Genomic DNA, 24854 nt, shown 5'->3' on the forward strand with positions numbered 1-24854 from the left:
CGGGACGCATCTCGCGGCCTCGATATACTTTGGCTCAGGCCGCACACACGTCGATGAGGGGGCACGCAGAGCATGAGGATCCTGCACGTCTGCCCCGCCCCCGCGCTCTCCGCCCCGCTCGCCCCGCAGGCTCTGGAATACCTCGGCCACCAGGTCGAACGCATCAGCGCCGAGGAGATCCCCGGCTCCTCGACCACCGCCGACGTCGCCGTCGTCGACGCCTGCCTCGACCTCTCCCTGGCTCCGCGGATCGGCGCCGTCCTCGACTCCGCCGGCCTCAGCCTGCCCATCGTCGTCGTCCTCACCGAGGGCGGCCTGGCAACCGCCTCGGCGAAGTGGGAGGTCACCGACATCATCCTCACCACGGCCGGCCCCGCCGAGGTGGAGGCCCGGCTCCGCCTCGCCCGTGACCACTTCCGCTCTGCGGGCTCTCCCGCCGCCGGTCAGGGTCCCTCCCGCCTCGGCGAGCGTGCCGGGGCCGGCGGCACGGGACCGGTGGGCGGGTGGAACGAGAACGGCGAGCCGATGGTCGTCGTCACCGGTGCCCTGCGCATCGACGAGACCTCATTCACCGCCGATCTCGGGGGCCGGTCGCTCGACCTCACCTACCGCGAGTTCTCGCTGCTGAAGTTCTTCGCGATGCATCCCGAGCGCGTCTTCACCCGCGATGAGATCCTCCTCGGCGTGTGGGGCGACGACTACTACGGCGGCACCCGCACCGTCGACGTCCACGTCAGGCGGCTGCGGGCGAAGCTCGGCAAGGACCTCGAGAACGCGATCCACACCGTCCGCAACGTCGGCTACCGGTTCAGCCCCGACGCCGGAGCCGGTGACGACGACGAGGAGGGCGACCCCGGCGACACCACAGGGTCCGTCGACCCCGCCGAGCCACGCGACCCCGGCTCGGGCAGGACTCCCGCCGCTGCCTCCACCAGCCACCCCGCCGATGAGGAGATGAGTGCATGAGAATCGCCGCATCCGGTGCCGTCACGGGCACCCCGATCGACACCGTCACCGAGGCCGAGCTTCACTTCCTCGAGCGCGTGGCCGAATCCGACGGGGCACCGGAGATCTCCGGCGGGCTCCTCGCGATCGCCCGCGGTGAGGACCGCAGCCACGACGCGCAGACGGCCTCGAGCGTGTGGCGCGTCTACGCAGACGGCACGACCCCGGCCGGCGACGCGAGCCCAGCCGACGACCCTGCACCCGCCGACGACCCAGCCGAGCTCATCGGCTTCGGGATCCGGGCGCGCCAGGGCGAGCGCCACGCCGCCGAGTTCCTCATCGCCCCCGACCACCGCGGCCAGGGTCTCGGCGAGACGCTGCTGAGCACGATCCTCACCGAACAGCCCGAGGCATGGTGCTGGGCCCACGGCGACTCCCCCGCTGCCCGGCATCTCGCGGACAAACATGGTCTCAGCCGCGACCGTGTGCTCTTCCAGATGCGCACCGACGACGGCCTCACACTCTCCGACCTTCCCGAGGTCAGCGTCCCCGAGGGCGTGAGGCTGCGCTCGTTCGCCCCCGGCGACGAGGCCGGCTGGCTGCGGGTGAACAACGCGGCCTTCGACTGGCACCCGGAACAGGGTGGGCAGACGCTTGCCGACATCGCGGCCATCGTCGGTGCCGCGGACTTCGACCCCGATTCGGTCATCCTCGCCGTCCGCGACGGCGAGATCATCGGCTTCCACGAGACGAAGCTCACGGACGGACCCGAGGGCCGCCTCGGCGAGGTCTATGTCGTCGGAGTCGACCCGGCGATCCACGCGAGGGGGGTGGGCCGGGCGCTCACACTCGAGGGGATGCGGCGGATGGTCGCGGCCGGGGCGCAGGCGATCGAACTCTACGTCGAGTCCGACAATGCACCGGCGCTAGGCTTGTACGAGCGACTGGGGTTCCATGTCGCGGTCGCGCATGTCTCCTATGCGCCGGCTTCCTCGACTCAGAGCACTCAGGAGTAATCGATGTACGACGTCATCGCAGCCGGGCGCGAGCTCGACCTGCCCGATCCCGCCGACCGATTCCTCGACCGCGAACTCAGCTGGCTCGCCTTCAACGAACGCGTCCTCGACCTCGCCTCCGACCCGGAGGTCCCGCTGCTCGAGCGGGTGCGCTTCCTCTCGATCTTCGCCTCCAACCTCGACGAGTTCTTCATGGTCCGCGTCGCCGGCCTCAAACGCCGCATCAACACCGGCCTCGCCGTGCCGACGGTGACCGGACGGATGCCGCTGCAGGTCATGCACGCGATCAGCATCCGGGCGCATGAGCTCATGACCCGGCACGCGGAGCTGCTCAAGAACGTCATCGGACCCCAGCTCGACGCGGAGTCGATCTCGAAGGTCTCGATGGACGAGCTCACCGACACCGAACGGGCCCGCGTCGACGAGTTCTTCGCCGGCCACGTCTTCCCCGTTCTCACCCCGCTCGCCGTGGACCCGGCCCACCCGTTCCCCTACATCTCCGGGCTCTCCCTCAACCTCGGCGTCCTCCTGCGCTACCCCGACTCCGGCAAGGAGCTCTTCGCCCGGGTCAAGGTGCCCCCGCGCCTGCCCCGGTTCTTCAATGTCGCCGAGGCGACCGACCGTCCCGCCGGACGCGACGTCCCCGCCCGGTTCGTCGCTCTCGAGGACATCATCGCCGCGCACCTCGACGCCCTCTTCGACGGCATGGAGGTCATCCACCACTCGACGTTCCGGGTCACCCGCAACGAGGATCTCGAGGTCGAGGAGGACGACGCGGAGAACCTCCTCAAGGCTCTGGAGAAGGAGCTGCTGCGGCGGCGCTTCGGCCCGGCCGTGCGCGTCGAGATCACCGAGGACATCCACCCCCGGGTCCGGGAGATGCTCAAGGACGAACTCGGCATCGACGAATCCGAGATCTATCAGCTGCCGACCCCGCTCGACCTCTCCGGCATGTCCGACATCGCCGACGTCCCCCGCGACGACCTCCACTTCCCGAAGATGGTCCCGCAGATGAACAAGGACCTCTCGCTTAGGGAGTCGAGCGACCAGGTCGACGTGTTCGCCGCGGTCTCGAGCCGCGACATCCTCCTCCACCACCCCTACGATTCGTTCTCCACGAGCGTCCAGGCCTTCCTCGAGCAGGCCGCGGCGGACAAGAACGTGCTCGCGATCAAGCAGACGCTCTACCGCACCTCCGGCGACTCCCCGATCATCGACGCCCTCGTCGACGCCGCGCAGTCGGGCATCCAGGTCCTCGCGGTCGTCGAGATCAAGGCCCGCTTCGACGAGGAGGCCAACATCACGTGGGCCCGCAAGCTCGAACGCGCCGGCGTCCACGTCGTCTACGGCATCGTCGGGCTCAAGACCCATGCGAAGCTCTCCCTCGTCGTCCGGCAGGAGGCCGAGGGGCTCGCCCGCTACTGCCATGTCGGCACCGGCAACTACCACCCGAAGACCGCGCGCCTCTACGAGGACTTCGGCCTGCTGACGAAGGACAAGGCCGTCGCCGACGACCTGACGAAGCTGTTCAACCAGCTCTCCGGCTACGCCCCGCGCGCCGAGTACTCCCGCCTCCTGGTCGCCCCCACCCGGGTGCGGGCAGGGCTCATCGAACTCATCGACGCGGAGATCGCGATCGCCGAGGCGGGCGGTGAGGGCTGCGTGCGGATCAAGGTCAACTCGATCGTCGACGAGGGCATCATCGACGCCCTCTACCGCGCCTCCCGGGCCGGGGTGAAGGTCGAGGTCTTCGTCCGCGGCATCTGCGCCCTGCGTCCGGGCATCCCCGGGCTGAGCGAGAACATCACCGTCCGCTCCGTGCTCGGCCGGTTCCTCGAGCACTCCCGGGCCTTCGTCTTCGGCAACGACGGCGACCCGATCGTCTACATCGGCTCGGCGGACATGATGCACCGCAACCTCGACCGGCGGGTGGAGACGCTCGTCGAACTCGTCGCCGCGAACCATCGGGCGGAGATCATCGAACTCTTCGATCTCGCCTTCGCCCCGACCACCTCGGCGTTCGAACTCTCCGGGGACGGGACGTGGACGCGGATGACGCACGGACCCGACGGGGAGGAGCTCACCGACTACCAGTCCGAGCTCATCCGCAGGCATCGGAAGCGACGGCAGATCGGGGAGGACGCGTGAGTCCCTCGACGGTCGCATCCGCGCAGGCGTCCTCGCGGGTCACCGCCGACATCCTCGCCGCCGGCGCCGTGTGCTGGCGCAACGGCGCCGAGGGCATCGAAGTCGCCCTCATCCACCGCCCGCGCTACAACGACTGGTCGTGGCCCAAGGGCAAGGTCGAACCCGGGGAGACGCTGCCGGAGGCGGCGATCCGGGAGGTCAGGGAGGAGACGGGCTTCGACGTCCGCCTCGGCGTGCCCCTGCCCACCGCGGAGTACATGGTCGGGGGCAAGAACCTCAAGAAGGTCTTCTACTGGTCCGCCGAGGTCAAGGGGGAGGCGACGTTCGCCCCGCACAATCCGCGTGAGGTCGATGAGGCCGTGTGGCTGCCCATCGCCGAGGCGCGCACGAAGCTCACCGCGTACGCCGACCGGGAGCAGCTCGACGCACTCGAGAAGTTCGATGAGACGGATGCGCTGCGCGCGTGGCCGCTCATCCTCGTCCGCCACGGCAAGGCGTTCCCGCGTGCGAAGTGGTACGAGACGGAACATGTCCGGCCTCTGCTCGCGCTCGGCACCCGGCAGGCGATGGCGCTGACCGGGCTGCTCTCGGCCTGGGAGGTCAGGAAGCTCGTCTCGAGTCCGTGGAAGCGCTGCGTGGCCACCCTCGCGCCGTTCTCCGCGGCCACGGGCAAATCGATCAAGAAGGTCTCGACGCTGAGTGAGAAGGCCACCGCGGCCAACCCGGACAAGACCGCCCGCTACATCGAGAAGCTGCTCGAGAAGGGCAAGCCGACCGCGTTCTGCACGCACCGTCCGGTGCTGCCGACGATCCTGCGGGTCTTCGCCGAGCACGCTCCGAAGCGGGTTGCCCAGGTCCTGCCGACCGAGGACCCCTACCTCAAGCCCGGGGAGATCCTCGTTGCCTATGTCCGCCCGGGCACAGTCGCGCGCATCGTCGAGATCGAGCGGTTCCGGCCGATCGACGCCTAGGTGTACTGCCCAGGCAGGTTGGTTGAATTCTTGCGACGACACGATCTGAATTGATGGGATGACGAAAGCCCCCTGATGTGGAGTGGAGCTGTCTAAGAAACCGCTTCACAAACAGGAGGCCTTCGTGTCCCACGCTAATGCAGCATTGACCCCAAAAGCACGTCTGAAGATTGCCCGGCTCATCGTCGACGAGGGCTGGAGTGTCTCCACCGCGGCGAAGCAGTACATGGTCTCCTGGCCCACGGCCAAACGGTGGGCGGACCGCTACCGCGCCCACGGTGAGGACGGCATGGCCGACAAGCCCAGCCGGCCGCGCTCGAGCCCGAACCGCACCCCGCAGGCCATGGTAAAGAAGATCGTGGCCTTGCGCTGGCGCAAGCGCATGGGACCGGTCCAGATCGCCTTCCACCTGGGCCTGGCCGCCTCGACGGTGCATGCGGTGCTGGTGCGGTGCCGGATCAACCGGCTGCGCTACATCGACAGGATCACCGGCGAGCCGATCCGCCGCTATGAACACTCGTATCCCGGGGCGATGATCCACGTGGACGTCACCAAGTTCGGCAATGTCCCCGATGGCGGCGGACATCGGTTCCTGGGCCGGCAGGCCGGGGAACAGAACTCACGGGCGACGGCGAACCGCACCGGCCAGCGCACTTCCAGCGGGCATCCGAGGCTGGGTACCGCGTTCGTGCACACCGTGATCGATGACCACTCAAGGATCGCCTACGCGGAGATCCACAACGACGAGAAGGCCCTCACGGCCATCGCCGTGCTCGAGCGGGCCGTGGTCTGGTTCGCGGCCCGGGACGTCGCGGTGGAGCGCGTTTTGAGCGATAACGGCTCCGCCTATCGCTCGCACGCCTGGCGTGATGCCTGCACCGACCTGGGCATCAAGCACAAGCGGACCCGGCCCTACCGGCCCCAGACCAACGGTAAGATCGAGCGCTTCCACCGGACCTTGAACGACGGATGGGCCTACGCCAGGCTCTATGGCAGCGAGACCGCGCGCCGCGAGGCCCTACCGGCATGGATCCATGAGTACAATCATCATCGGCCCCACACCGCTATCGGGAACCAGCCACCCATCAGCCGCTTAACCAACGTCGCTGGGCAGTACACCTAGGCGCGACCGCCTCGGCGGGGAGATCCGGGGACGGAGGCCGCGAGGGCGGGGGCAGCGTTTCCGCTTCGGCGGGAGCACACCTCACGCGAGGGCGCACGCCTGATCGCGTCGAGTGTTTCACGATTCGACCGTTCCCTGTGATCGAGCACTCAGGACTCCCCCAATCCTTCAGCGTCCATTCACCTTCCGTTCACTGAGCAAATCCCCAGCCTTTACACACCCTCTTTAGCGTTGAAGGCGAACGATCGAGATCGCTCGAAAACGTGTGCTCAATCCAGAAAGGCATCTTCGTGAAGCTGAAGCATCTTGCCCCCACCGTCGCATTCCTCGCAGTCGGCGCGCTCACCCTGTCGGCCTGCGGTGGAACCTCCGCCACGGGAGAGTCCGCCAGCGGCGGCGAAAGCAACCTCCAGGGCACCATCACCGGCATCGGCGCCTCCTCGCAGAAGGCCGCCATGGATGCATGGACCGCGGACTTCACCTCGGCGAACTCCGGCGTGACCGTCAACTACTCGCCTGACGGATCGGGTGCCGGACGCGAGCAGTTCCTCGCCGGCAACGCACAGTTCGCCGGTTCGGACGCCCACCTCGACGACACCGAGGCAGAGAAGGCCAAGGAGGTCTGCGGACCCGACGGAGCCTTCGAGTTCCCGGTCTACATCTCCCCGATCGCCGTGGCGTTCAACGTCGAGGGCGTCGACTCGCTCAACCTCTCCCCCGACACGATCGCGAAGATCTTCAAGGGCGAGATCACGAACTGGAACGATGCGGCGATCAAGGCCGACAACCCCGACGCCACGCTTCCCGATCTCAAGATCACCGCCGTCCACCGCGCCGACGACTCGGGCACGACGGAGAACTTCACCGAGTACCTCAAGGCCACCGCCGACAAGGTCTGGGACCAGGAGCCGGACGGCAACTTCCCGAAGAGCTACGGCGGCGAGGCCGCGCAGGGCACCGACGGCGTCGTCCAGACCGTGACCGACACCAACGGTGCGATCGGCTACGCCGACGCCTCGGCCGTCGGTTCGCTCAAGTCCGCCAAGGTCAAGGTCGGCAACGAGTTCGTCGAGCTCTCCCCCGAGGCTGCGACCAAGGTCCTCGACGCCTCGAAGAAGGTCGAAGGCCGCGGCGAAGGCGACCTCGCCTTCGACCTCGCCCGCGACACCACCGAGTCCGGTGCCTACCCGATCGTCCTCGTCTCGTACCACATCGTGTGCTCGTCGTACGCCGACCAGAACACCGTCGACATGGTCAAGGCCTGGGAGAAGTACGTCGTGTCGGAAGAGGGACAGGCCTCGGCTGCCGAATCGGCCGGTTCCGCCCCGCTGTCGAACGACCTGCGCTCGCAGATCAACACCGTCCTCGACTCCATCAAGGTCTCAGGCTGAAACTGACGCTTTGACCTGGAACTCCGTACAGTCGAAGAGCGGCGTAGCTCGCGCTACGCCGCTCTTCGGTGCCCAGGATCGCCCTCTGATCCACACTCGTCACCTGAGGAGCAGCTGTGCCGACCAGCACACAAACCACTGAGACCGGCCCCGCCGGCACGCCTCAGCCGCGCGCTGAGGACCGTCCGAGCCCGACGGCGAAGGCCGTTGTGCGGCCCGGAGACCGGATCTTCTCCACCGCGACTCTGCTCGCGGGCATCCTGATCCTGCTCACGCTGGCCGGCGTCGCCCTCTTCCTCCTCGCCCAGTCGAGCGAAACCATCGAGGCCCAGATCTCCGATCCGAGCTCGATCACCGGCGGCAACGGTTTCTTCGCCTACGTCTGGCCGCTCGTCATCGGCACGCTCGTGTCCTCGGCGATCGCGCTCGTCGTCGCCACGCCCTTCGCGCTGGGCATCGCACTGTTCACCACGCACATGGCGCCGCGGAAGCTCGCCCCCGCGCTCGGCTACGTCATCGACCTCCTCGCCGCGATCCCGTCCGTCGTCTACGGTCTCTGGGGTCTCACGCTGGCCGGCAACCTCACCGGCTTCTACGCATGGCTGGCCCAGTGGTTCGGGTGGATCCCCCTCTTCGCCCCCGACGCCGACGGCAGCGTCTCGAACACCGGTCGCACGCTGCTCACCGCCTCGCTCGTCCTCTCGATCATGATCCTGCCGATCATCACCTCGCTCACCCGCGAGATCTTCCTGCAGACCCCGCGCCTGCAGGAGGAGGCCGCGCTCGCGCTCGGCGCGACCCGCTGGGAGATGATCCGCATGGCCGTGCTCCCGTTCGGCAAGTCCGGCATCGCCTCGGCGACCATGCTCGGCCTCGGCCGCGCACTCGGTGAGACGATGGCCGTGGCCATGATCCTCTCCCCGGGTCTGCTCACCGCCTCGCTCATCGTCAGCGGCAACCAGACCATCGCCTCTGAGATCGCGCAGAACTTCCCAGAGGCCGCAGGACTGAGGCTCTCCGAGCTCATCTCGATCGGCCTCGTCCTCTTCGTCATCACCCTGCTGGTGAACATGGCGGCGCGCGCAATTGTTGCCAAGACATCCGTGAAGGGCAGTTGATGATGTTGACCACTTCAGACAATTCGACGACCAAGACCCGCGCGCTGACCTCGAAGCAGCTGCCCAAGGCCACCCCGTGGATCATCGCCGTCGCCTCGATCCTCATCGCCGTCGGCATCACATTCGCGGCCACCGGCGGGTTCTCCGTCGCGATCGCCGCGATCCTCGCCGGCCTCATCAACCTCGTCGCGGTGCTCGTCATCTCCGGCGCCTACGAGGGCCGGCGCAAGGCCGTCGACCGGGTCGCCACGACGATCGTCACCTCGACCTTCGTCCTCGCCTGTGTGCCGCTGATCTCCCTGCTGTGGCTGACCGTGTCGAAGGGCGGGTCGGCGATCAACATCGATCTGCTCACCCGCACGATGCTCGGCATGAAGGGTGTGCTCGACCAGCAGTACGTCGCCGGTGAGGCCTCCCTGGCCGGCGGTTTCTACCACGCGATCGTCGGCACCGTGCTCATCACGCTCGCCGCCTGCGTCATCTCGATCCCGATCGGCGTGCTCACCGCGATCTACCTCGTCGAGTACGCGGGCAAGAACAAGCTCGGTCGGGCGATCACGTTCCTCGTCGACGTCATGACGGGCATCCCCTCGATCGTCGCGGGTCTCTTCGCCTTCGCGCTCTTCTCCACGATCCTCGGCATCGTCATGCCGGATGCCGCGGGGGCGGCGAAGACGGGCTTCACCGCCTCGGTGGCCCTGTCGGTGCTCATGATCCCGATCGTCGTGCGCAACACGGAGGAGATCCTCCGCCTGGTCCCGATGGACCTGCGCGAGGCCTCGTACGCGCTCGGTGTGCCGAAGTGGAAGACGATCGTCAAGATCGTCCTGCCCACCTCGATCTCCGGCATCCTCTCGGGTGTGACGATCGCGATCGCCCGTGTCATCGGCGAGACCGCCCCGATCATGGTCACCGCGGGCTTCGCGAAGTCGCTCAACTGGAACCTGTTCTCCGGCTGGATGTCGACGCTGCCGACCTACATCTACGATTCGCAGCTGCGGCCGGTCTCCCCCGGCGAGGCGGCCCTGGCGAGCTCCGAGCGTGCGTGGGCTGCGGCCCTCGTGCTCGTCCTCCTCGTCATGCTGCTCAACCTGCTCGCCCGCGTCATCGCTAAGGTGCTCGCACCGAAGGCCGGACGATGACCCGGGCGACCGCCTCGGCGGGGATCCCCTCCTCCTCCACGCTTCCGCACCTCTGACGCCTCGACAAGACAAGGACACACCATGTCAAAGCAGATCGACATCAAAGACCTCGACATCTACTACGGCGACTTCCAGGCCGTCGACGATGTCTCCATGCACATCAAGCCGCGGTCGGTGACCGCGTTCATCGGCCCCTCCGGCTGCGGCAAGTCGACGGTGCTGCGCACCCTCAACCGCATGCACGAGGTCATCCCGGGCGCGAGCGTGCGCGGCGAGGTCCTCATGGACGGCAACAACATCTACGGCGCCGGCGTCGACCCGGTCAACGTCCGCCGCGAGGTGGGCATGGTCTTCCAGCGCGCCAACCCGTTCCCGACGATGAGCATCAAGGAGAACGTGCTCGCCGGTGTGCGCCTCAACAACAGGCGCCTGTCGAAGTCCGAGGCCGACGACCTCACCGAGCGCGCGCTCAAGGGCGCGAACCTGTGGAACGAGGTCAAGGACCGTCTCAACCTGCCCGGTTCGGGACTCTCCGGCGGACAGCAGCAGCGCCTGTGCATCGCCCGCGCGATCGCGGTCGAGCCCGAGGTGCTCCTCATGGACGAGCCGTGCTCGGCGCTCGACCCGATCTCGACGCTCGCGATCGAGGACCTCATCAACGACCTCAAGGACAAGTACACGGTCGTCATCGTCACGCACAACATGCAGCAGGCCGCGCGCGTGTCCGACAAGACCGCGTTCTTCAACATCGCCGGCACCGGCAAGCCCGGCAAGCTCATCGAGTTCAACGACACCTCGACGATCTTCTCCAACCCGGACAAGGAAGAGACCGAGAACTACATCTCGGGTCGCTTCGGGTGATCCCGGGGCGCTGCGCGGGTGGGGCTGCGGCTGGCGTTGCGGCTGCGGCCGGCAGTGCGGGGGCTGTTGAGATGCTTTCCCTCCCCGCGTAAGAGACTCACCGTCCCCGCGTAAGAGACTCTCCGTCTCCGTGTGAACTTCCAGAGCGCCGGATCGGGCTTCGTGCCCGGTCCGGCGTTTCGCGTCCGCTGGTCACGCCCCGTACGCACGACCATCCCGCTTGTGTGGAGGATCCGCCGCGATATCCGCCGCAAGATCGAGACGAATCCTCCACCTACCAGCTGGTAGTGAGGCCTTAGGTGCCTATAGCGGACCCTGAGTGTGGCAACCAGGGCCCTGGGTCCTGCACTTGGCCCTGATCGGCCCACCCCATCCGCCCCGGTCACTCGGCCCAGCCCCGCCAGACCCGACCCAGCCCGGCCCGGCCCCGGTCATTTCATCAGATGTCCAACCCATCCGAACGACGGCCGGCTCCGAACACACGACATCAGAAGTTTCACCGCCGAAGCCGAAAGGGATCGCCATGACCACGTCGCACGCCTCTGCTTCTGCCGCCGCCCACTCGACCCGCAGCGCCGTTCAGATCGTCGCGGGCATCTTCGGAGCAGTCTTCCTGCTCGTCGGGATCCTCGGGTTCGTCCCCGGCATCACACAGAACACCGACACCCTCATGTTCGCCGGGCACCATTCGGAGGCCGCGCTCCTCGGCGTCTTCCAGGTCTCGGTGCTCCACAACATCGTCCACCTGCTCTTCGGGATCATCGGGCTCCTCGCCCTCCGGTCGCGCGCCTTCGCGAGGGGCTACCTCATCATCGGCGGCATCGTCTACGCGGTGCTGTGGATCTACGGCCTCATCGTCCCGATGGATTCGATGGGCAACTTCGTCCCGCTCAACTCCGCTGACAACTGGCTGCACTTCGTCCTGTCCGCCGCCATGATCGCCTCTGGAGTCCTCCTCGGCCGCAGGGCCAAGGCCGACTGACCCCTTCCCCGGCATCCCCAATCCCGCCGAGGCGGCTCCCGGTTCCCCACAGAACGCCGGGTTCCACCTCGGCGGGCGCCTGACTGGAGCGACCACCTCATCGAGACTGCTACTTTGCGCCGAGACTGCAGCCTGCAACTAGCCGTCTCGGCGGTAAGTGGCGGTCTCGATGGATTGGGGCGCGTGTGAGCGCCGAGTCGGCGCGCGATTGGACGCGCACTGCGAGTGCACTGCGGGTGCGCCGGGCGCCTGGTTACTCGCGTGGACCAGCACCTGTCAGGGGTCACCACTCACCGAGACCGCCACTTCGCGCCGAGACCGCACCCTGCAACTGGCCGTCTCGGCGCTAAGTGGCGGTCTCGGCGAAATGGGGCGGGTGCTCCGGGCGCGACGTGCCTGACCGCGCAACAGGCGCCCACTGCCCCGCGCTCACCGTCCAGCGGCGATGACTATGACGCCGATCGTCACGGCGAGCAGCGCTGCCGCCGGGATCGTCAGCAGCCAGCCGGCGAACATCGGGATGAAGTAGCGTGCCCGCGGGTGCCCCTGCCGCCCGGCGTACTGGGTGCCGAGGATCGCCGAGCCCAGCACGAAGGTCAGCGACACGGGCACGCGCATGATCAGTGCCGCGGCGTACATGAGCACCGAGGCGGTCGCATCGGCCGCCGCCGACTTCACCGGGTCGAGTCTGGCCATCCGCACCGAGAGCGTGCGCACGACCCGCCAGCCGCTCAGCCCCGTGCCGAGCGCAAGGGCCAGCGCGATGGTGATGCGCACGGGCCAGGAGATCTCGACGACGGCGAGCTCGCTGTGGGGCATGGTGTCGACGGCGAGGATCGCGACCATCACGAGGGCCGCGGTCTTCTGTGCGTCCTGGATTCCGTGGACGAGGGAGAGCGAAGCGGTGAGCACCGAGTCGACCATCCGGGCACCGCGGAAGAGCGGCTTCGACGGGGTCGAGGCGAAGATCTTCGACAGCAGCAGTGTCAGCCCCCACGCGAGGAAGAAGCCGAGCACCGGTGAGATGAGCAGAGGCAGGATCACGGAGTCGAAGAACTCGAGGCTGTCGAAGGTGAAGCCGAGGATCAGCCCCGCCCCGAGCAGACCTCCGATGAGACAGTGCGTCGAGGACACCGGCAGGGCGAGGAAATAGGTGAACAGGCTCCAGATCGTCGCCGAGACGAAGGCGATGAGGATGCAGGTGAGGATGATGTCCGTCGACATCCCGGAGAACCGGATGATCTGGTTGGCGACGACGATGGCGATGCCTTCGCCGAGCAGCGCGCCGATGAAGTTGAAGACGACGGCGAGCCCGAGCGCCCACTTGGGGCTGAGTGCGCGGCCGACCACCGCGTTGCCGATCGTCAGAGCCGCATCATGGAAGCCGTTGGACCCGACGAAGATCACCGCAGCCACGATGACTCCGGCCATGAGCAGCTCCACGGATCATGACTCCTTGATCGCGATCGAGGCCACGGCCTTGCCGAGCTCGGTGAAGCCGCGGGCGGCGCGGACGAAGGCCTGCCCGAGCTGCGAGACCGCCGCCATGTAGGTCAGCCCCCGCTTCGCATTGGGCACGGCGTCGGACATCCGCCACTGCAGGGTCTCCACCTGGTGGGTGAGTCGGTTGATCGAGTCGACGAAGTCCCACTGGTCGACCTTGCCCGGCAGCTTCGTCACCATCCGCGAGGTGTGGTCGGTCTGGTTCGACAGGACCGCGAGGGTCTCGAGGACGCCCGAGGGCAGAGTGTCGAAGGCCTCCGAGGCGAGCACGTAGCCGACGCCGTGGAGTCGGTGGCAGATCTCGCGCATGTGATGGCAGAGGAGGTAGAGGTCGTAGCGGTCGAAGGGGGTGATGTAGTTCTCCCGCAGCGCCCGCAGGACCGCGCCCATGTCCTCATCGGCCCGGTCGCCGATCTCGCGCAGTTTGTCGGCGACTTCACGGCGCTGGCCGACATCGACGCCGGAGAGTTCGGCGAGGACGAGGTTGCATTGGCGCATCTGACCGACGAGATCGGCCATCCGCTCGTAGAAGACAGTGTCCTGCGGTACACGTCGGAGCCGCATGCGTATCCTCCTGCCGGGACCCGGACACCGCCGGACGCGTGCCGATATTTCTCTGTCGACGTTGAGAACCGGACGCTGAACCGAGAGCGCCTCTCGGCGATAGGCCGCTCGAAGCGGCTGAGGTTGGAGCCCGGGGCTTCAGCGATCCAACGTCCGGTGGCCACGAGGGCCGTCTTCCACGATACCGCTTCCTCCCCGTGCGTCCACCCCGCGCCGACCTGGGAAAGCTTGAAAAATCTCACAGTCCGCGACGTATGGTCTCGTGCCCGGGCAAGAGTCCCTGCCAGGGGCGATGCCCTCGCCGAGGTGGGGGCCGGTCAATGCGGCAGCTTGCCTTCGCGTCGGTCAGGTCCGTCGCTGAGGTTGGACGCGGACGATGCCCTCGCCGAGGTGGGGAACGGTCAGTGCGGTCGGTTCGGTATCCGTCGAGTCAGTCGAGCCCGCCGTGGCGGCGGGACATCGCCGCGTCGCCGAGGTCCTTCGAGAGCTGGCGCAGCCGCGTGCGGGTCTCCGGGTCATCGGCTCCTGCCGCGCAGATGCCGACGAACGCGGCAGCGCGCAGGAGGGCGATGACGACGTCTCCGCGGAAGGCGCCGACGAGGATCTCGTCGATCGCGCGGGCCACCTCGTCGGGTCCGGCAGGGATCTCGACGCCGGCGAGGATCTCCTCGAGCCCGATGCCGTCGGTGGTCCGGCGCAGGCCGAGGTCGAAGAGGTCGGAGACCTCACGCGGGGCGGTGACGATCCACTCGCGCAGCGCGTAGAGACGCCAGAGTGCGCCGGGGGCTGAGACCGCGGGAGCGGCCGACCACATCTCGGCGATGACCTCGAGGCCGATCTCATCGGCGAGTTCGACGAAGCGCCTGGTCGCGGCCTCGTCGCGGTTGCCACGGCAGTCGCCGAGGAGGAGCGCCGCCGTCGCGTGCGAGGTCTCCGAACGCGTGACAGGGTCGCTCGGGTCGCTCACGGCGTCGAGGTCGGCGAGGGGCACAGGGCGGTGGAACGGGCGCTCATTCATCGTGCGTGCAGTCTAGTCCCCGAGCCTGGACACCGGTAGGGCACACGCATCCGCCGTCGCCGCGTCCGCACTCGCCGCGTCCGCCCTCACCGCATGAACCCTCACCGAGGCGGCTCGAGGTCGAGGCGTGCGGCGAGCGCGAGCAGCGCCTCGGCGGTGGAGTCGTCGAGGTCGAGCGTCACGGCGTTGCCGGCTTCCGTCTCATGCTCGATCTCTCCCGGCAGTCGCACGTTCTCACCGGAGCCTCGGATCGCGCCGCCGAGCGCGCTCACCTTCGCCTCGGCGGCGCTGCGGCCGTTGAACGCTGCGGAGTCGATCGCGATGAGCATGTGCCCGTTGTTCATCTCCGAGGCCGGGTTGTCCCAGATGTCCTGGGTCTCGTAGGCGAAGGTCGCCGAGGTGAGGCCCCCGGCGAACGCTTCGAGGAGCACTGCGAGTCCTGAGCCCTTGTGCCCGCCGAAGGCGAGCAGAGAGCCCGCCGCGGCCGCCTCGGCGTCGGTCGTCTCGCGTCCCTCGCGGTCGACGGCCCACCCTGCCGGGATCGGACGACCCGCGTTGCGGGCGGCGATGACCTTGCCGAATGCCCCCGCCGAGGTGGCCATGTCGACCGTGAGAGGCGTGCCGTCGGTGCTCGGCGCGGTCAGGGTCAGCGGGTTGGTGCCGATGACCTTCTCACTGCCGCCGTGGACGGCGACGGTGGGTCCGGTCGTCGAGGTGAGGAACGCGAAGAGTCCGGCGGCGGCGAGCTGGTCGGTCCAGAACGCTCCGGCGCCGTAGTGGCTCGAGTTCTCGACCGCGATCGCGCTCACCCCGTGTTCTCGGGTTCGCTCGAGCGCCCAGTCGACGGCGACCTGCATGACGACCTGCCCGAGGCCGCTGCCGCCGTCGAGCACCGCCGTGGCCCCGCCGTCACGGACCAGGGCGATCTCCGGCACCGAGGCGATGCCACCGGTTTCGAGGGCGCGGACGTAGAGCGGCAGACGGAGGAGACCGTGGGAGGCGATGCCGCGCTGGTCGGCTTGGACGAGCGAGTAGGCCGTGAGAGCGGCATCGTCCTCAGGCACTCCGCTCGCGGCGAGGGCGGCGAGGGCGAACTCACGGAGGGAGTCGACGGAGAACTCGCTCATCCTGCCTGCTCCCGCGTGTCGGTCGTCTCAGTCGTGCCCCTGCCGTCCTCGGCGCCTGCACCACCCCGAACGCCTTCGGCATCCCGCGCAGCCGCGCTGCCTTGCCCATCTGCACCACCCTGAACGACATCCTCGGCGTGCCCGTTCCTGCCCTCGGACGCGAGCGTTATGCTCCCGGCGTCGGGGATCCCGGGCATGCTGCCGAGAACCGACGCATACGTGTCGGCAAGGTCGCGCCTCACCTCCGACGAGCCGTCAGCGTCGCCGGCCGAAGCCCCCTTGCCTCCTCCCGCGCCGTTGCTCCCCTCACCCGCGGCACCGCTGCCGACACCGTCGCTCGTGCTCGCGGAGAACCGGCTGAGTGCGCGGAGGATGTGTTCGCGCATCGCCGCCTCGGCGGCATCGGGATCGCACGCGGCGATCGCCGCAGCGATCTCGGCGTGCTCGTGGGAGGTGTCGGTGCCGTGGGGGTCGCCCGGGTAGAGGCGGAAGAGATGGAGGTGCGGGTGCATCTGCCGGTACGCGTCGATGAGGAAGCTGTTGCCGGTCGCCTCGAGGATGAGCAGATGGAAGCGGGTGTCGTGTTGGAAGAGCTCGTGCTTCCAGTCGGACGACCCAGCCTGTTCCGCACGGTACCCCGCAGTCCCAGCAGTCCCAGCAGCCCCCGCAGCCCCCGCAGTCCCCGCAGTCTCTGCAGTCCCCGCCGCATCTGCGCCGCCGCCACCGGGTCGCCCCGAGAATGCGTCGATCTCGGCCAGCAGCGCCCGGCCGGGATTCGATGCCCGATCGACGGCGGCCATGCGTGCTGCCCACGGTTCGAGCAGGAGCCTGACCTCGATCATCATCTCGAGATCGCGCTTCGTCAGCAGCGGGGTCGTCGCGTATCCGCGCGGCTGCCGGGTGCGCACGAGTTTGTCCCCCTCGAGCCGCTGCATCGCCTCCCGCACCGGTGTCTGCGACACCCCGAGCTCACGGGCCATCCGGTCGATGGTGATCCGCTCCCCCGGCGGCACCGTGCCGTCGAGGATCATCGCTTTGATCCTCGCGTAGACGGTCGGGTCGGTCTCGCTCGGCATTCCGTCTCCCTTCGCGCGTTTCGCGACGGCTCGCGCCAGGCCGCCGTCGATGGTCTCCACTGTGCCCACGAGACTACCGCTGTCCTGCTCCGATATCGGCGAAGAGGGTACGGATTCCGTAGTCCCAGGCCGGCAGGTCCTCACTTCGGCCCACCGTGTTCCTCAGTGCTCCCAGATGGTCGTTGGCGATCATCACGACATCGCCGAGGTGGTGGGTGAATCCGAGTCCGGCCGCATCCCGGTCCTCGGTCGGGGCGAAGAGGGTGCCGGTGAAGAGGACGAAGCCGTCCGGGTACTGATGGTGGCGACCGTGGGCCGCGGAGACGAGGTCCTCGAAGCCTCGGCTGAGCGATCCGACCGAGTTGACGCCGGTGAGCTTGCAGCCGTCGTCACCGGTGACGGTGAGTCTGAGCTCGAGGCTCCTCGCGTCCTCGAGCCCGAATGTCTCGTCGAAGAGCCTGATGAGCGGCCCGATCGCCGTCGACCGGTTGTTGTCCTTCGCCATGCCGAGCAGCAGCGCGCTGCGTCCCTCGATGTCGCGGAGATTGACGTCGTTGCCCATCGTCACCCCGTGGATCGTCCCCGTGGAGTCGACGACGAGGACGAGTTCGGGTTCGGGATTGCTCCACTGCGAGAACGCGGGAATGCCGACGGCGTCCCCGGATCCCACGGCCGAGAGGACTGGGCCTTTCGTGAAGACCTCGGGGTCGGGCCCGATGCCGACTTCGAGGTACTGCGACCACCACCCCTTGGCGATGAGGGCCTCTTTGAGGCGAGCCGCCTCGGCGGATCCGGGCACGATCGCGGTGAGGTCGGCGGTGACCGCCTCGGCGAGTTCCGCACGAACGGACTGCGCTCTGGCCGGGTCGCCGTCGCAGCGCTCCTCGATGAGGCGTTCGACCATCGAACCGGCGAAGGTCACTCCGCACGCCTTGATGACCTGGAGGTCGATCGGGGCGAGGAGGACGGGTGCGTCCGCAGATCCAGGCGCCGCCGCGGCGGGGGTGGAGACATCGTCGACCGCCCAGTCCGCAGGCCGGGTCCTCACCTCGTCCAGGCGCCGAGGCAGGTCCGGGGTTTCGAGGATCCCTGAGACCGTGGGGTCGATGTCGGAGACGTCGTGGACGGCGTTCCCGGTGACGAGGACGGGAACAGGAGCCCGGCGTCCGGGGACGCGGAGGCGGCCGAGGAAGGTTCCGGTCGCCTCGGCGGGGAGGAGGTCGCGAATGCTCATGCGTGTCCGTCCTTGTCAGCCGAATCAACGGTGGAGGAGCCGACGGCGGCCCGGTCGCCGGTGCGGACCCAGCCGGGGCCGGTCGGGTACGTCCATTCGGCAACGGATTCCGCGACCATCTCCGCGCTCGTGCCCGGTGCGGTCGGTGCCTGGTAGCGGCCGTCGACGACGGAGACCGGAGCGACGAAGTGCTCGTGGAGGTGGTCGACGAACTCGATGACGCGGCCGTCCTCGGTGCCGGAGAGGCGGGCGAAGTCGAAGAACGAGTAGTGCTGGACGAGTTCGCACAGTCCGACTCCCCCGGCGTGCGGGCACACGGGGATGCCGAACTTCCTCGCAAGCAGGAGGATCGCGAGGTTCTCGTTGACGCCGGCGACGCGGGTCGAGTCGAGCTGGAGGATGTCGATCGCCTCGGCTTGGAGGAGCTGTTTGAACATGATCCGGTTGTGCACGGCCTCACCGGTGGCGACCTTGACGGGGGCGACGCCGCGGCGGATCTCCGCATGCCCGAGGATCTCGTCGGTGCTCGTGGGCTCCTCGATCCAGTAGGGGTCGAATTCGGCGAGCGCGTTGACCCAGTCGATCGCCTCGCCGGTCTCCCACTTCTGGTTCGCGTCGATGGCGATGCGGACATCGGGGCCCACGGCCTCGCGGGCGAGCGCAAGCCTGCGCCGATCGTCCTCGAGGCTGCCGCCGACCTTGAGCTTGATCTGCGTGAACCCCTCGGCGACGGCCTCCTTCGCCAGCCGCACGAGCTTCTCGTCGTCGTAGCCGAGCCAGCCGGGCGAGGTCGTGTACGCGGGGAAGCCGGTGGCCTCGAGGGCGGCGATGCGCTCGGCGAGACCCGCTTCTCCCGCGCGGAGGATCTCAAGCGCCTCCTCTTCGGTCAGGGCGTTGCGGATGTGGGTGAAGTCGATCGCGGCGACGAGGTCCTCGGCGGGCAGTTCGGCGAGGTATCTCCACAGCGGTTTGCCCGCACGCCGGGCCGCCATGTCCCACAGGGCACTGACGAGGGCGCCCGCGGCCATCTGCGTCACCCCCTTCTCGGGTCCGAGCCAGCGCAGCTGCGAATCGTGGACGAGCAGCGCCGAGGCGGCTCCGAGGTCGGAGAGGAGATCGTCGAGTTCGCGGCCGATGAGCAGGGCCGCGTACGACTCGACCGCGGCGACGATGAGTTCGTTGCCGCGTCCGGCGGTGAACACGAGCCCATGACCCACCTCGGCGGCATCGCCCTCACCGGCACGGATGGTGACGTAGGCGGCCGAGTAGTCGGGGTCGACATTGACGGCATCGGAGCCGTCGAGCTCGAGCGAGGTGGGGAATCGGACGTCGGTGGCGCTGATGTCGGTGATGAGAGGCACGGGATCGCGGTCTTTCTGTGCGGCGGGGAGACGGACGGGTCGAAGAGTCGGACGGCCACGGGTTGGGCATCGCTCAGGGGAACCCTCACACGGGGTAGCCCAGGAGCGAGGGCAGCCACAGGCTGAGGAACGGGACGACGGAGATGAGGACGAGGGTGGCGAGCATCGGGACGAAGAACGGCAGGGTGCCCTTGATCACCGTCGTCACCGGGTACTTCGTCACCGAGGAGAGGACGAAGAGGACGAGGCCCACGGGTGGGGTGAGCAGGCCGATGAGGAGGTTGAAGATGATCATGATGCCGAAGTGGACGGGGCTGAGTCCGAACACCTCGGCGACGGGGAGGAGGACGGGGACGAGGATGAGGAAGACGATGGGGCGGTCGGTGATGGACAGGAGCACATCGGCGGCGAGCTGCGGTGCCTGCTCACGGGCGAGGACCCAGCCGAAGAGGGCGGCGCCGGCGACCATGATGAGGACGCCGCCGGTCGTCTCGACCGCGGTGACGAGGGCGTGCCGGACCTTCGGCCACGTGAAGTTGCCGTAGACGATCGCGAGGATGCCGATGTAGGCCACACCCACGGCACTCGCCTCGGTGGGGGTGAAGACTCCGGAGAGGATGCCGCCGAGGATGACGACGGCGGCGCCGACCGGGGGCAGAGCGCGAAGCCCCGACCGGACGCGTTCGCCGAGGCCGGCCTTGGGCAGGCGCAGGTCCTCGCGTTTCCGGGTGAGGAACCAGCACATGACGCTGAGCGTGACGACGAGGAGGACGGCGGGGACGATGCCGGCGACGAAGAGGGCGCCGACGGACACGCCTGCGGTCACGGCGTAGATGATCGCCGGGATCGACGGCGGCATCATCGGGGCGATGAGCGAGGAGGCACCGGTGACGCCGAGGGAGAAGCCGACGGGGTAGCCGCGGCGGATCATCGCGGGCACCTGGATGCGTCCCATGGCCGCGGCATCGGAGATCGCCGCACCCGAGACCCAGGAGAAGCCGAAGCTCGTGAGGATGTTGACGTAGCCGAGCGATCCCCGCACGTGGCCGATGGCGGCGACCGCGGCGTCGTAGAGGCGGTCGGTGGCACCGGAGATGTTGGCGAGGTTGCCGAGCAGGATGAACATCGGCACCGCGAGGATCGCGAAGTCGAAGACCCCGGAGGTGGCCTGCTGGACGGCGAGCGCCGGGCTCGATGAGGGATCGAAGGCGATGTAGATGATCGAGGGCACGAGGAGGGCGATGCCGACGGGCACGCGCAGGGCCAGGAGGATGAGGAGCGCTAGGAGCATGAGGAGGAGGGTCATGTCACAGTCCTTCCAGCTGGGCTGCGGTGTCGACGGTGTCGGGGTTCTCCTCGGGGTATCTCGCGATCATGATCATCTCGATGATCGTGTGGATGAAGATGAGGATGAAGCCGACGGTCGCTGCGAGGTAGAGCAGGGCGGTGGGCAGCCCGGAGGCGGGCATCGCGATCGCTGCCACGATGTCGACCATCATGATCCCGGCGACGGCCATGAACGCGGAGACGGCGAGGACGACGAGGCGGGCGAAGGTCCCGATCACCCGGCCCACCCGGGGCGGGACGACGGTGGCGATGAGGTCGACGGTGATGTGCGAGCGGCGGGAGCTGACGAAGGCCGCGGCGATGAAGGTCAGCCACACGAGGGTGAGGCGGGCGACCTCCTCGGTCCACGACAGGGGCGAGTCGAAGACGTAGCGGGTGACGACCTGGAGGAGGACGAGGACGAAGACGCCGACCATGAGCAGGATGCCGATCGTGCGTTCGAGGCCGATCGCCCAGCGGTAGAGGGTGCTGCGCCTCTCGAACGAGTCCTGCTCGAAGGCCAGGGTCGCCTCGGCGTCGGCGATGCTGGCGACGGAGGTGGGGTCGGGGTTCGAGCGGTTCGGGTCGGCGGGGGCTGGGTCGGTGGGGTTCATCGGTTCTCCTCCCCCGCCTCGGCGCGGGCGTCTTCGAGGGATTTCTTCACGGCGAGGTAGGTGTCACCCCAGGTCACCCGGTTGGGCAGTTCCTTCGCGACGAGGTCGCGGAAGGCGTCGATGTCGACGTCGTCGACGACGGTGATCTCGCCGGTCTTCTTCCAGTCGGCGAGGATCTCCTTCTCCTGTTTGACGGTGCACTCCTCGACGCGGACGCGGGCGTCGTCGATGGCCTGGGTGAGGATGTCGCGCTTGGCAGGGTCCATGCTGTCGAGCAGGCGCTGATTGCCGACGAGGTAGACGCCCTGGACGATGTGCTCGGTGATGCTGATGTAGTCCTGGACCTCGTAGAACTTCGCCGAGGCGATCGTCGGGATCGGGTTCTCCTGGGCGTCGATCGTGTTCTGCTGGAGGCCGAGGTAGACCTCGCTCAGGGCCATCGGGGTGGCGGTGGCGCCCATGATGTCGAGCGTCGTGAGGTAGAGGGGTGCGTCGGGTGTGCGGATCTTCAGTCCGTTGAGGTCGGCGGGGGTGCGCACGGGTTTGTTGGCGGTGACCTGGCGGGCACCGTAGTAGAAGTTGCTGACGACGCGGAGGTCGGTCTCGGCGGCCATGCGGTCGAAGACCCCGGTCATGATGTCACCGGTCGTCGCGGCTTGGAGTTCGGCGGCATCGGCGGCGAGGTAGGCGCCGTCGAGGACGGCGGCTTCGGGATACCAGGCGCCGAGGAAGGAGGGGCCGCTGTTGACGAAGTCGAGGGCACCGGTGGCGACCTGTTCGACCATCTCGGCTTCGCTGCCGATCTGCGCGGCGGGGTAGATGAGGACGTTGAAGCCCTTGGCTGCGAGCTCTTCCTTCATCGGTTCGAGGCCGCACGAGTTCACGGGGTGGCTGGCTTCGTAGACGTTGCCGAAGCGCAGAGTGATGGCGTTGGGGTCGACCGCCTCGGTGGCGGCGCGGTCGACGTCGACGGGTTGGAACATCGCACAGCCGGTGAGCGTGAGCGCGGACAGGCCGGCTCCGATCATGGCGGTCAGACGCTTCTTCATGGATTCCCCTCAGACCGCCCCACCGCGGTGTGGGGCGTCACGACGTTGTGACAAGCTGATGGGCGGGACACCCAGGAGCCGGAATGTATAGCTTTTGCCAGAATCATATAGTTTAGATGTAACGGACACAACCCTCGGGGTGCGGGCGAGACCAGACCTGATCCCGCTCTGGCCTCGACCCGGTCTCGATGTTCGGTCAGCAAATGCTCGGCTGCTTGTACGAAAATCACAGCGTGCCCTACTAAAATGATCTCGGATCCGGGCTGAAGAATCGGCCCGTGAAGACAGTGAACGAGGAGGAGCTCCCGTGGCGAAACAGACAATGGTGCAGAAGGGTCTCGGCAAGGCGACGAAGCTTGCGATCAACGACGATGGGTCCTTGAACCCGCGTGCGCAGTCGGCGCTGTCCAAGCTGCTGTCGGTGCAGCGGCCCGTCGTGCTGACCTATGTGCGTTCGCTGCGCAGGCGGAATCCGGATGCCACCCCTGAGGAGCTCGTCGCGATCATCCGCAAGCGCTATCTAGCACTTGCGACGACCGGTGGTGCCGCTGTGGGTGCGACGGCTGCGGTGCCCGGCATCGGGACGATGGCTGCGCTCGGTGTGGCGACGGCTGAGACGGCCGGGTTCCTCGAGCTCACGGCGCTGTTCGCGCAGGCGATCTCGGAGATCCACGGTCTGCCGGTCAACGATCCGGCGCGGGCGAATGCGCTGGTGCTCGGGCTCATGCTCGGACAGGACGGGAAGAACCTCGTCCAGCGGTTCGGGAAGAAGTCCGTGGGGCCGGAGGCGCTCCTCGGCGATTGGGGTGCGACCCTGACGAAGCAGCTGCCGGCGCCGGTCGTCGACCTGCTGCTGCGGAAGCTGCGGAAGACGTTCATCCGGAAGTTCGCTGCGAAGGCCGGCGGATCGCTGTTCGGTCGTCTGCTACCGTTCGGCATCGGCGCGGTCATCGGCGGTGTCGTCAATGCGCAGATGTCGCGCAAGGTCGCCAACGAGTCTAAGACCGCGTTCGGTGCAGCGCCGACGGTCTTCCCGCTCGAGACCGACCCGCAGTATGTGGCACCGAAGAGCGACAACAAGCTGCTGGGAACACTGCAGCACGTTGCCGCGCTGGTGCGGAAGAAGGACAAGGACTCCGTCGACGGCGAGGTCGTCGACGAGGGCGTCGAGCACGATGCGACGAAGTACGATTCGGACTCGTCGGTCTCGGATTCGACGAAGCCGTCGAAGGAGATCGGTCGCTGAGGTTTCGCAGGCGGCGGTCAGTGCGCGGTGGTGACCGCGGTCGCCGCTGACGCCGTTGCCGGATCGAGAGGGTGTCCCGCGAACTGCGTGGGGCACCCTCTCGGACTGCGAGGGGCACCCTTTCGGGTTTGAGCGAACGCCTGGTCTGGCCCTAGTATTGGGGAGTCTCCAACAGCAGCTTCCGGGCGCACGCCCATGCCGATCTGTTGGGACCGGGCCTCTAGCTCAGTTGGTAGAGCAGCGGACTTTTAATCCGCGGGTCGTGGGTTCGATCCCCACGGGGCCCACCATAGGAATAAGCGCCTCACCAGGAAAAACTCTGGTGGGGCGCTCTCGTTCATAGACTGCGTTCGCTGTGGAGACTTACTGGAATGTCACACAGGCCTGCCTGCATTCACCGAAGAGGCGTGGTCGCCCCAAGGCTGGATTGTCGCTCTACTTCAGGTACTCCGAAGCCATCTTCCGATAGACCTGCTCGAGCACTGCAAGAGAGCGTCGGGCGAGCCGCCCCTGCAATTCCGATCGGTACTCGTCAATGCCCCGATTCTGGTCATCTTTCTTACTGAGTGGGATCACATCGGCAGACACCCAAGACCACTCATGGGTCACCATGGGGAACACAATTGGGAACTGAAACCCGCCTGTGTTGAGCTGGAGAGCGTCGGCCCACTGGTGGTGAACCCGGTTCCTCGCGAAGCGGATTCCTCTGATTGTCGCGCGCTCTTCTACTTCCAGGAGATCTCTCCATCGGTATTTCAGCAACTCACCCCCAGGCTTCCAGTGATGAACGATATGATCATCCATCACAACGGCCCAGTTAAGTGCTTCGAAAAGCGGGAGGAATGTTGCTTCAGCACTCTGGGTACGCCTTGCTGTTTCGAAACGGAGGTGTGCGTCGATGTAACCGTTCAGCAGTGTTTCAAACGTCACTGTCATCTTTTCGCGCATGTCGCAATCAGACCACATTCGCATCGTCCCGAATGTGACAAATCCAATGAAACTCTTATTGCGCGGCGAACCGACCACTCTCGACGACGCC

Annotated in this window: 22 protein-coding genes and 1 tRNA gene; 12 read left to right on the forward strand and 11 right to left on the reverse strand. The window is 67.5% G+C overall.

The window, feature by feature from the left end; genetic code table 11:
• Positions 1–72: 72 nt before the first annotated feature.
• From ACQ1RG_RS01755 to ACQ1RG_RS01800, 10 genes are all read left to right on the forward strand, one after another.
• Positions 73–966 carry a winged helix-turn-helix domain-containing protein gene (locus ACQ1RG_RS01755; RefSeq protein ID WP_009380440.1) on the forward strand — a complete coding sequence of 298 codons (894 nt, stop codon included), beginning with the start codon at positions 73–75 and terminating at the stop codon, positions 964–966.
• Positions 963–1961: a mycothiol synthase gene (gene mshD / locus ACQ1RG_RS01760; protein WP_009380433.1), complete on the forward strand. Its 999-nt coding sequence runs from the start codon at positions 963–965 to the stop codon at positions 1959–1961. The genes ACQ1RG_RS01755 and mshD overlap by 4 nt, the downstream gene beginning before the upstream one ends.
• 3 nt (positions 1962–1964) lie before the next feature.
• Positions 1965–4109, forward strand: a complete 2145-nt coding sequence (locus ACQ1RG_RS01765; RefSeq protein WP_009380432.1) for an RNA degradosome polyphosphate kinase — start codon at positions 1965–1967, stop codon at positions 4107–4109.
• Positions 4106–5080: an NUDIX hydrolase gene (locus ACQ1RG_RS01770; RefSeq protein ID WP_009380429.1), complete on the forward strand. Its 975-nt coding sequence runs from the start codon at positions 4106–4108 to the stop codon at positions 5078–5080. The genes ACQ1RG_RS01765 and ACQ1RG_RS01770 overlap by 4 nt, the downstream gene beginning before the upstream one ends.
• Positions 5081–5204: 124 nt before the next feature.
• Complete coding sequence (locus ACQ1RG_RS01775) at positions 5205–6203, forward strand: IS481 family transposase (RefSeq protein WP_430600857.1); 999 nt, start codon at positions 5205–5207, stop codon at positions 6201–6203.
• Between the two features lie 290 nt (positions 6204–6493).
• Positions 6494–7594: a phosphate ABC transporter substrate-binding protein PstS gene (gene pstS / locus ACQ1RG_RS01780; protein WP_040342373.1), complete on the forward strand. Its 1101-nt coding sequence runs from the start codon at positions 6494–6496 to the stop codon at positions 7592–7594.
• Positions 7595–7803: 209 nt separating this feature from the next.
• A complete protein-coding gene (gene pstC / locus ACQ1RG_RS01785) occupies positions 7804–8712 on the forward strand; it encodes a phosphate ABC transporter permease subunit PstC (protein ID WP_051995621.1) in 909 nt (302 codons plus the stop codon).
• Between the two features lie 2 nt (positions 8713–8714).
• The gene (gene pstA, locus ACQ1RG_RS01790) at positions 8715–9854 is read left to right on the forward strand and encodes a phosphate ABC transporter permease PstA (RefSeq protein WP_040342349.1); all 1140 of its coding nucleotides are present in this window, start codon (positions 8715–8717) and stop codon (positions 9852–9854) included.
• An 81-nt stretch (positions 9855–9935) separates the two neighbouring features.
• Positions 9936–10715 (forward strand): phosphate ABC transporter ATP-binding protein PstB, encoded by a 780-nt coding sequence (pstB, locus tag ACQ1RG_RS01795; protein WP_009380421.1) that lies wholly within the window; start codon positions 9936–9938, stop codon positions 10713–10715.
• Between the two features lie 523 nt (positions 10716–11238).
• Positions 11239–11697 (forward strand): DUF4383 domain-containing protein, encoded by a 459-nt coding sequence (locus ACQ1RG_RS01800; protein ID WP_009380420.1) that lies wholly within the window; start codon positions 11239–11241, stop codon positions 11695–11697.
• A gap of 429 nt (positions 11698–12126) precedes the next feature.
• On the opposite strand, the gene ACQ1RG_RS01805 is transcribed toward ACQ1RG_RS01800, so the two are convergent.
• The 10 genes from ACQ1RG_RS01805 to ACQ1RG_RS01850 form a co-directional block, all read right to left on the reverse strand.
• Positions 12127–13140, reverse strand: a complete 1014-nt coding sequence (locus ACQ1RG_RS01805) for an inorganic phosphate transporter (RefSeq protein WP_430600440.1) — start codon at positions 13138–13140, stop codon at positions 12127–12129.
• A 3-nt stretch (positions 13141–13143) separates the two neighbouring features.
• Entirely contained in the window at positions 13144–13764 is a 621-nt protein-coding gene (locus ACQ1RG_RS01810) for a DUF47 family protein (protein ID WP_009380415.1), read from the reverse strand.
• 430 nt (positions 13765–14194) lie between these two features.
• Positions 14195–14782 carry a hypothetical protein gene (locus ACQ1RG_RS01815; RefSeq protein ID WP_040342348.1) on the reverse strand — a complete coding sequence of 196 codons (588 nt, stop codon included), beginning with the start codon at positions 14780–14782 and terminating at the stop codon, positions 14195–14197.
• Positions 14783–14883: 101 nt separating this feature from the next.
• Positions 14884–15909: an Ldh family oxidoreductase gene (locus ACQ1RG_RS01820; protein WP_430600442.1), complete on the reverse strand. Its 1026-nt coding sequence runs from the start codon at positions 15907–15909 to the stop codon at positions 14884–14886.
• Positions 15906–17045, reverse strand: coding sequence for a GntR family transcriptional regulator (locus tag ACQ1RG_RS01825; RefSeq protein WP_430600443.1), 1140 nt, complete (start codon positions 17043–17045; stop codon positions 15906–15908). Before ACQ1RG_RS01825 ends, ACQ1RG_RS01820 begins: the two co-directional genes overlap by 4 nt.
• A gap of 13 nt (positions 17046–17058) precedes the next feature.
• A complete protein-coding gene (locus tag ACQ1RG_RS01830; RefSeq protein WP_009380407.1) occupies positions 17059–18219 on the reverse strand; it encodes a fumarylacetoacetate hydrolase family protein in 1161 nt (386 codons plus the stop codon).
• Entirely contained in the window at positions 18216–19580 is a 1365-nt protein-coding gene (locus tag ACQ1RG_RS01835) for an enolase C-terminal domain-like protein (protein WP_131247924.1), read from the reverse strand. The genes ACQ1RG_RS01830 and ACQ1RG_RS01835 overlap by 4 nt, the downstream gene beginning before the upstream one ends.
• 85 nt (positions 19581–19665) lie before the next feature.
• Positions 19666–20886, reverse strand: coding sequence for a TRAP transporter large permease (locus tag ACQ1RG_RS01840; RefSeq protein ID WP_193338406.1), 1221 nt, complete (start codon positions 20884–20886; stop codon positions 19666–19668).
• Between the two features lies 1 nt (position 20887).
• Entirely contained in the window at positions 20888–21520 is a 633-nt protein-coding gene (locus tag ACQ1RG_RS01845) for a TRAP transporter small permease (protein ID WP_009380401.1), read from the reverse strand.
• Positions 21517–22569 carry a DctP family TRAP transporter solute-binding subunit gene (locus ACQ1RG_RS01850; RefSeq protein WP_009380400.1) on the reverse strand — a complete coding sequence of 351 codons (1053 nt, stop codon included), beginning with the start codon at positions 22567–22569 and terminating at the stop codon, positions 21517–21519. Before ACQ1RG_RS01850 ends, ACQ1RG_RS01845 begins: the two co-directional genes overlap by 4 nt.
• Positions 22570–22876: 307 nt before the next feature.
• On the opposite strand from ACQ1RG_RS01850, the gene ACQ1RG_RS01855 reads away from it, so the two are divergent.
• Positions 22877–23815 (forward strand): hypothetical protein, encoded by a 939-nt coding sequence (locus tag ACQ1RG_RS01855; RefSeq protein ID WP_308443555.1) that lies wholly within the window; start codon positions 22877–22879, stop codon positions 23813–23815.
• Between the two features lie 214 nt (positions 23816–24029).
• Positions 24030–24105 (forward strand) — tRNA-Lys (locus ACQ1RG_RS01860).
• Between the two features lie 145 nt (positions 24106–24250).
• Here ACQ1RG_RS01860 and ACQ1RG_RS01865 read toward each other — a convergent pair.
• Complete coding sequence (locus tag ACQ1RG_RS01865; protein WP_131247918.1) at positions 24251–24763, reverse strand: hypothetical protein; 513 nt, start codon at positions 24761–24763, stop codon at positions 24251–24253.
• Between the last annotated feature and the right edge of the window lie 91 nt (positions 24764–24854).

Source organism: Brevibacterium sp. K72 (genome assembly GCF_050562175.1).
In the GTDB taxonomy this organism is placed as follows: Bacteria; Actinomycetota; Actinomycetes; order Actinomycetales; family Brevibacteriaceae; genus Brevibacterium; species Brevibacterium casei.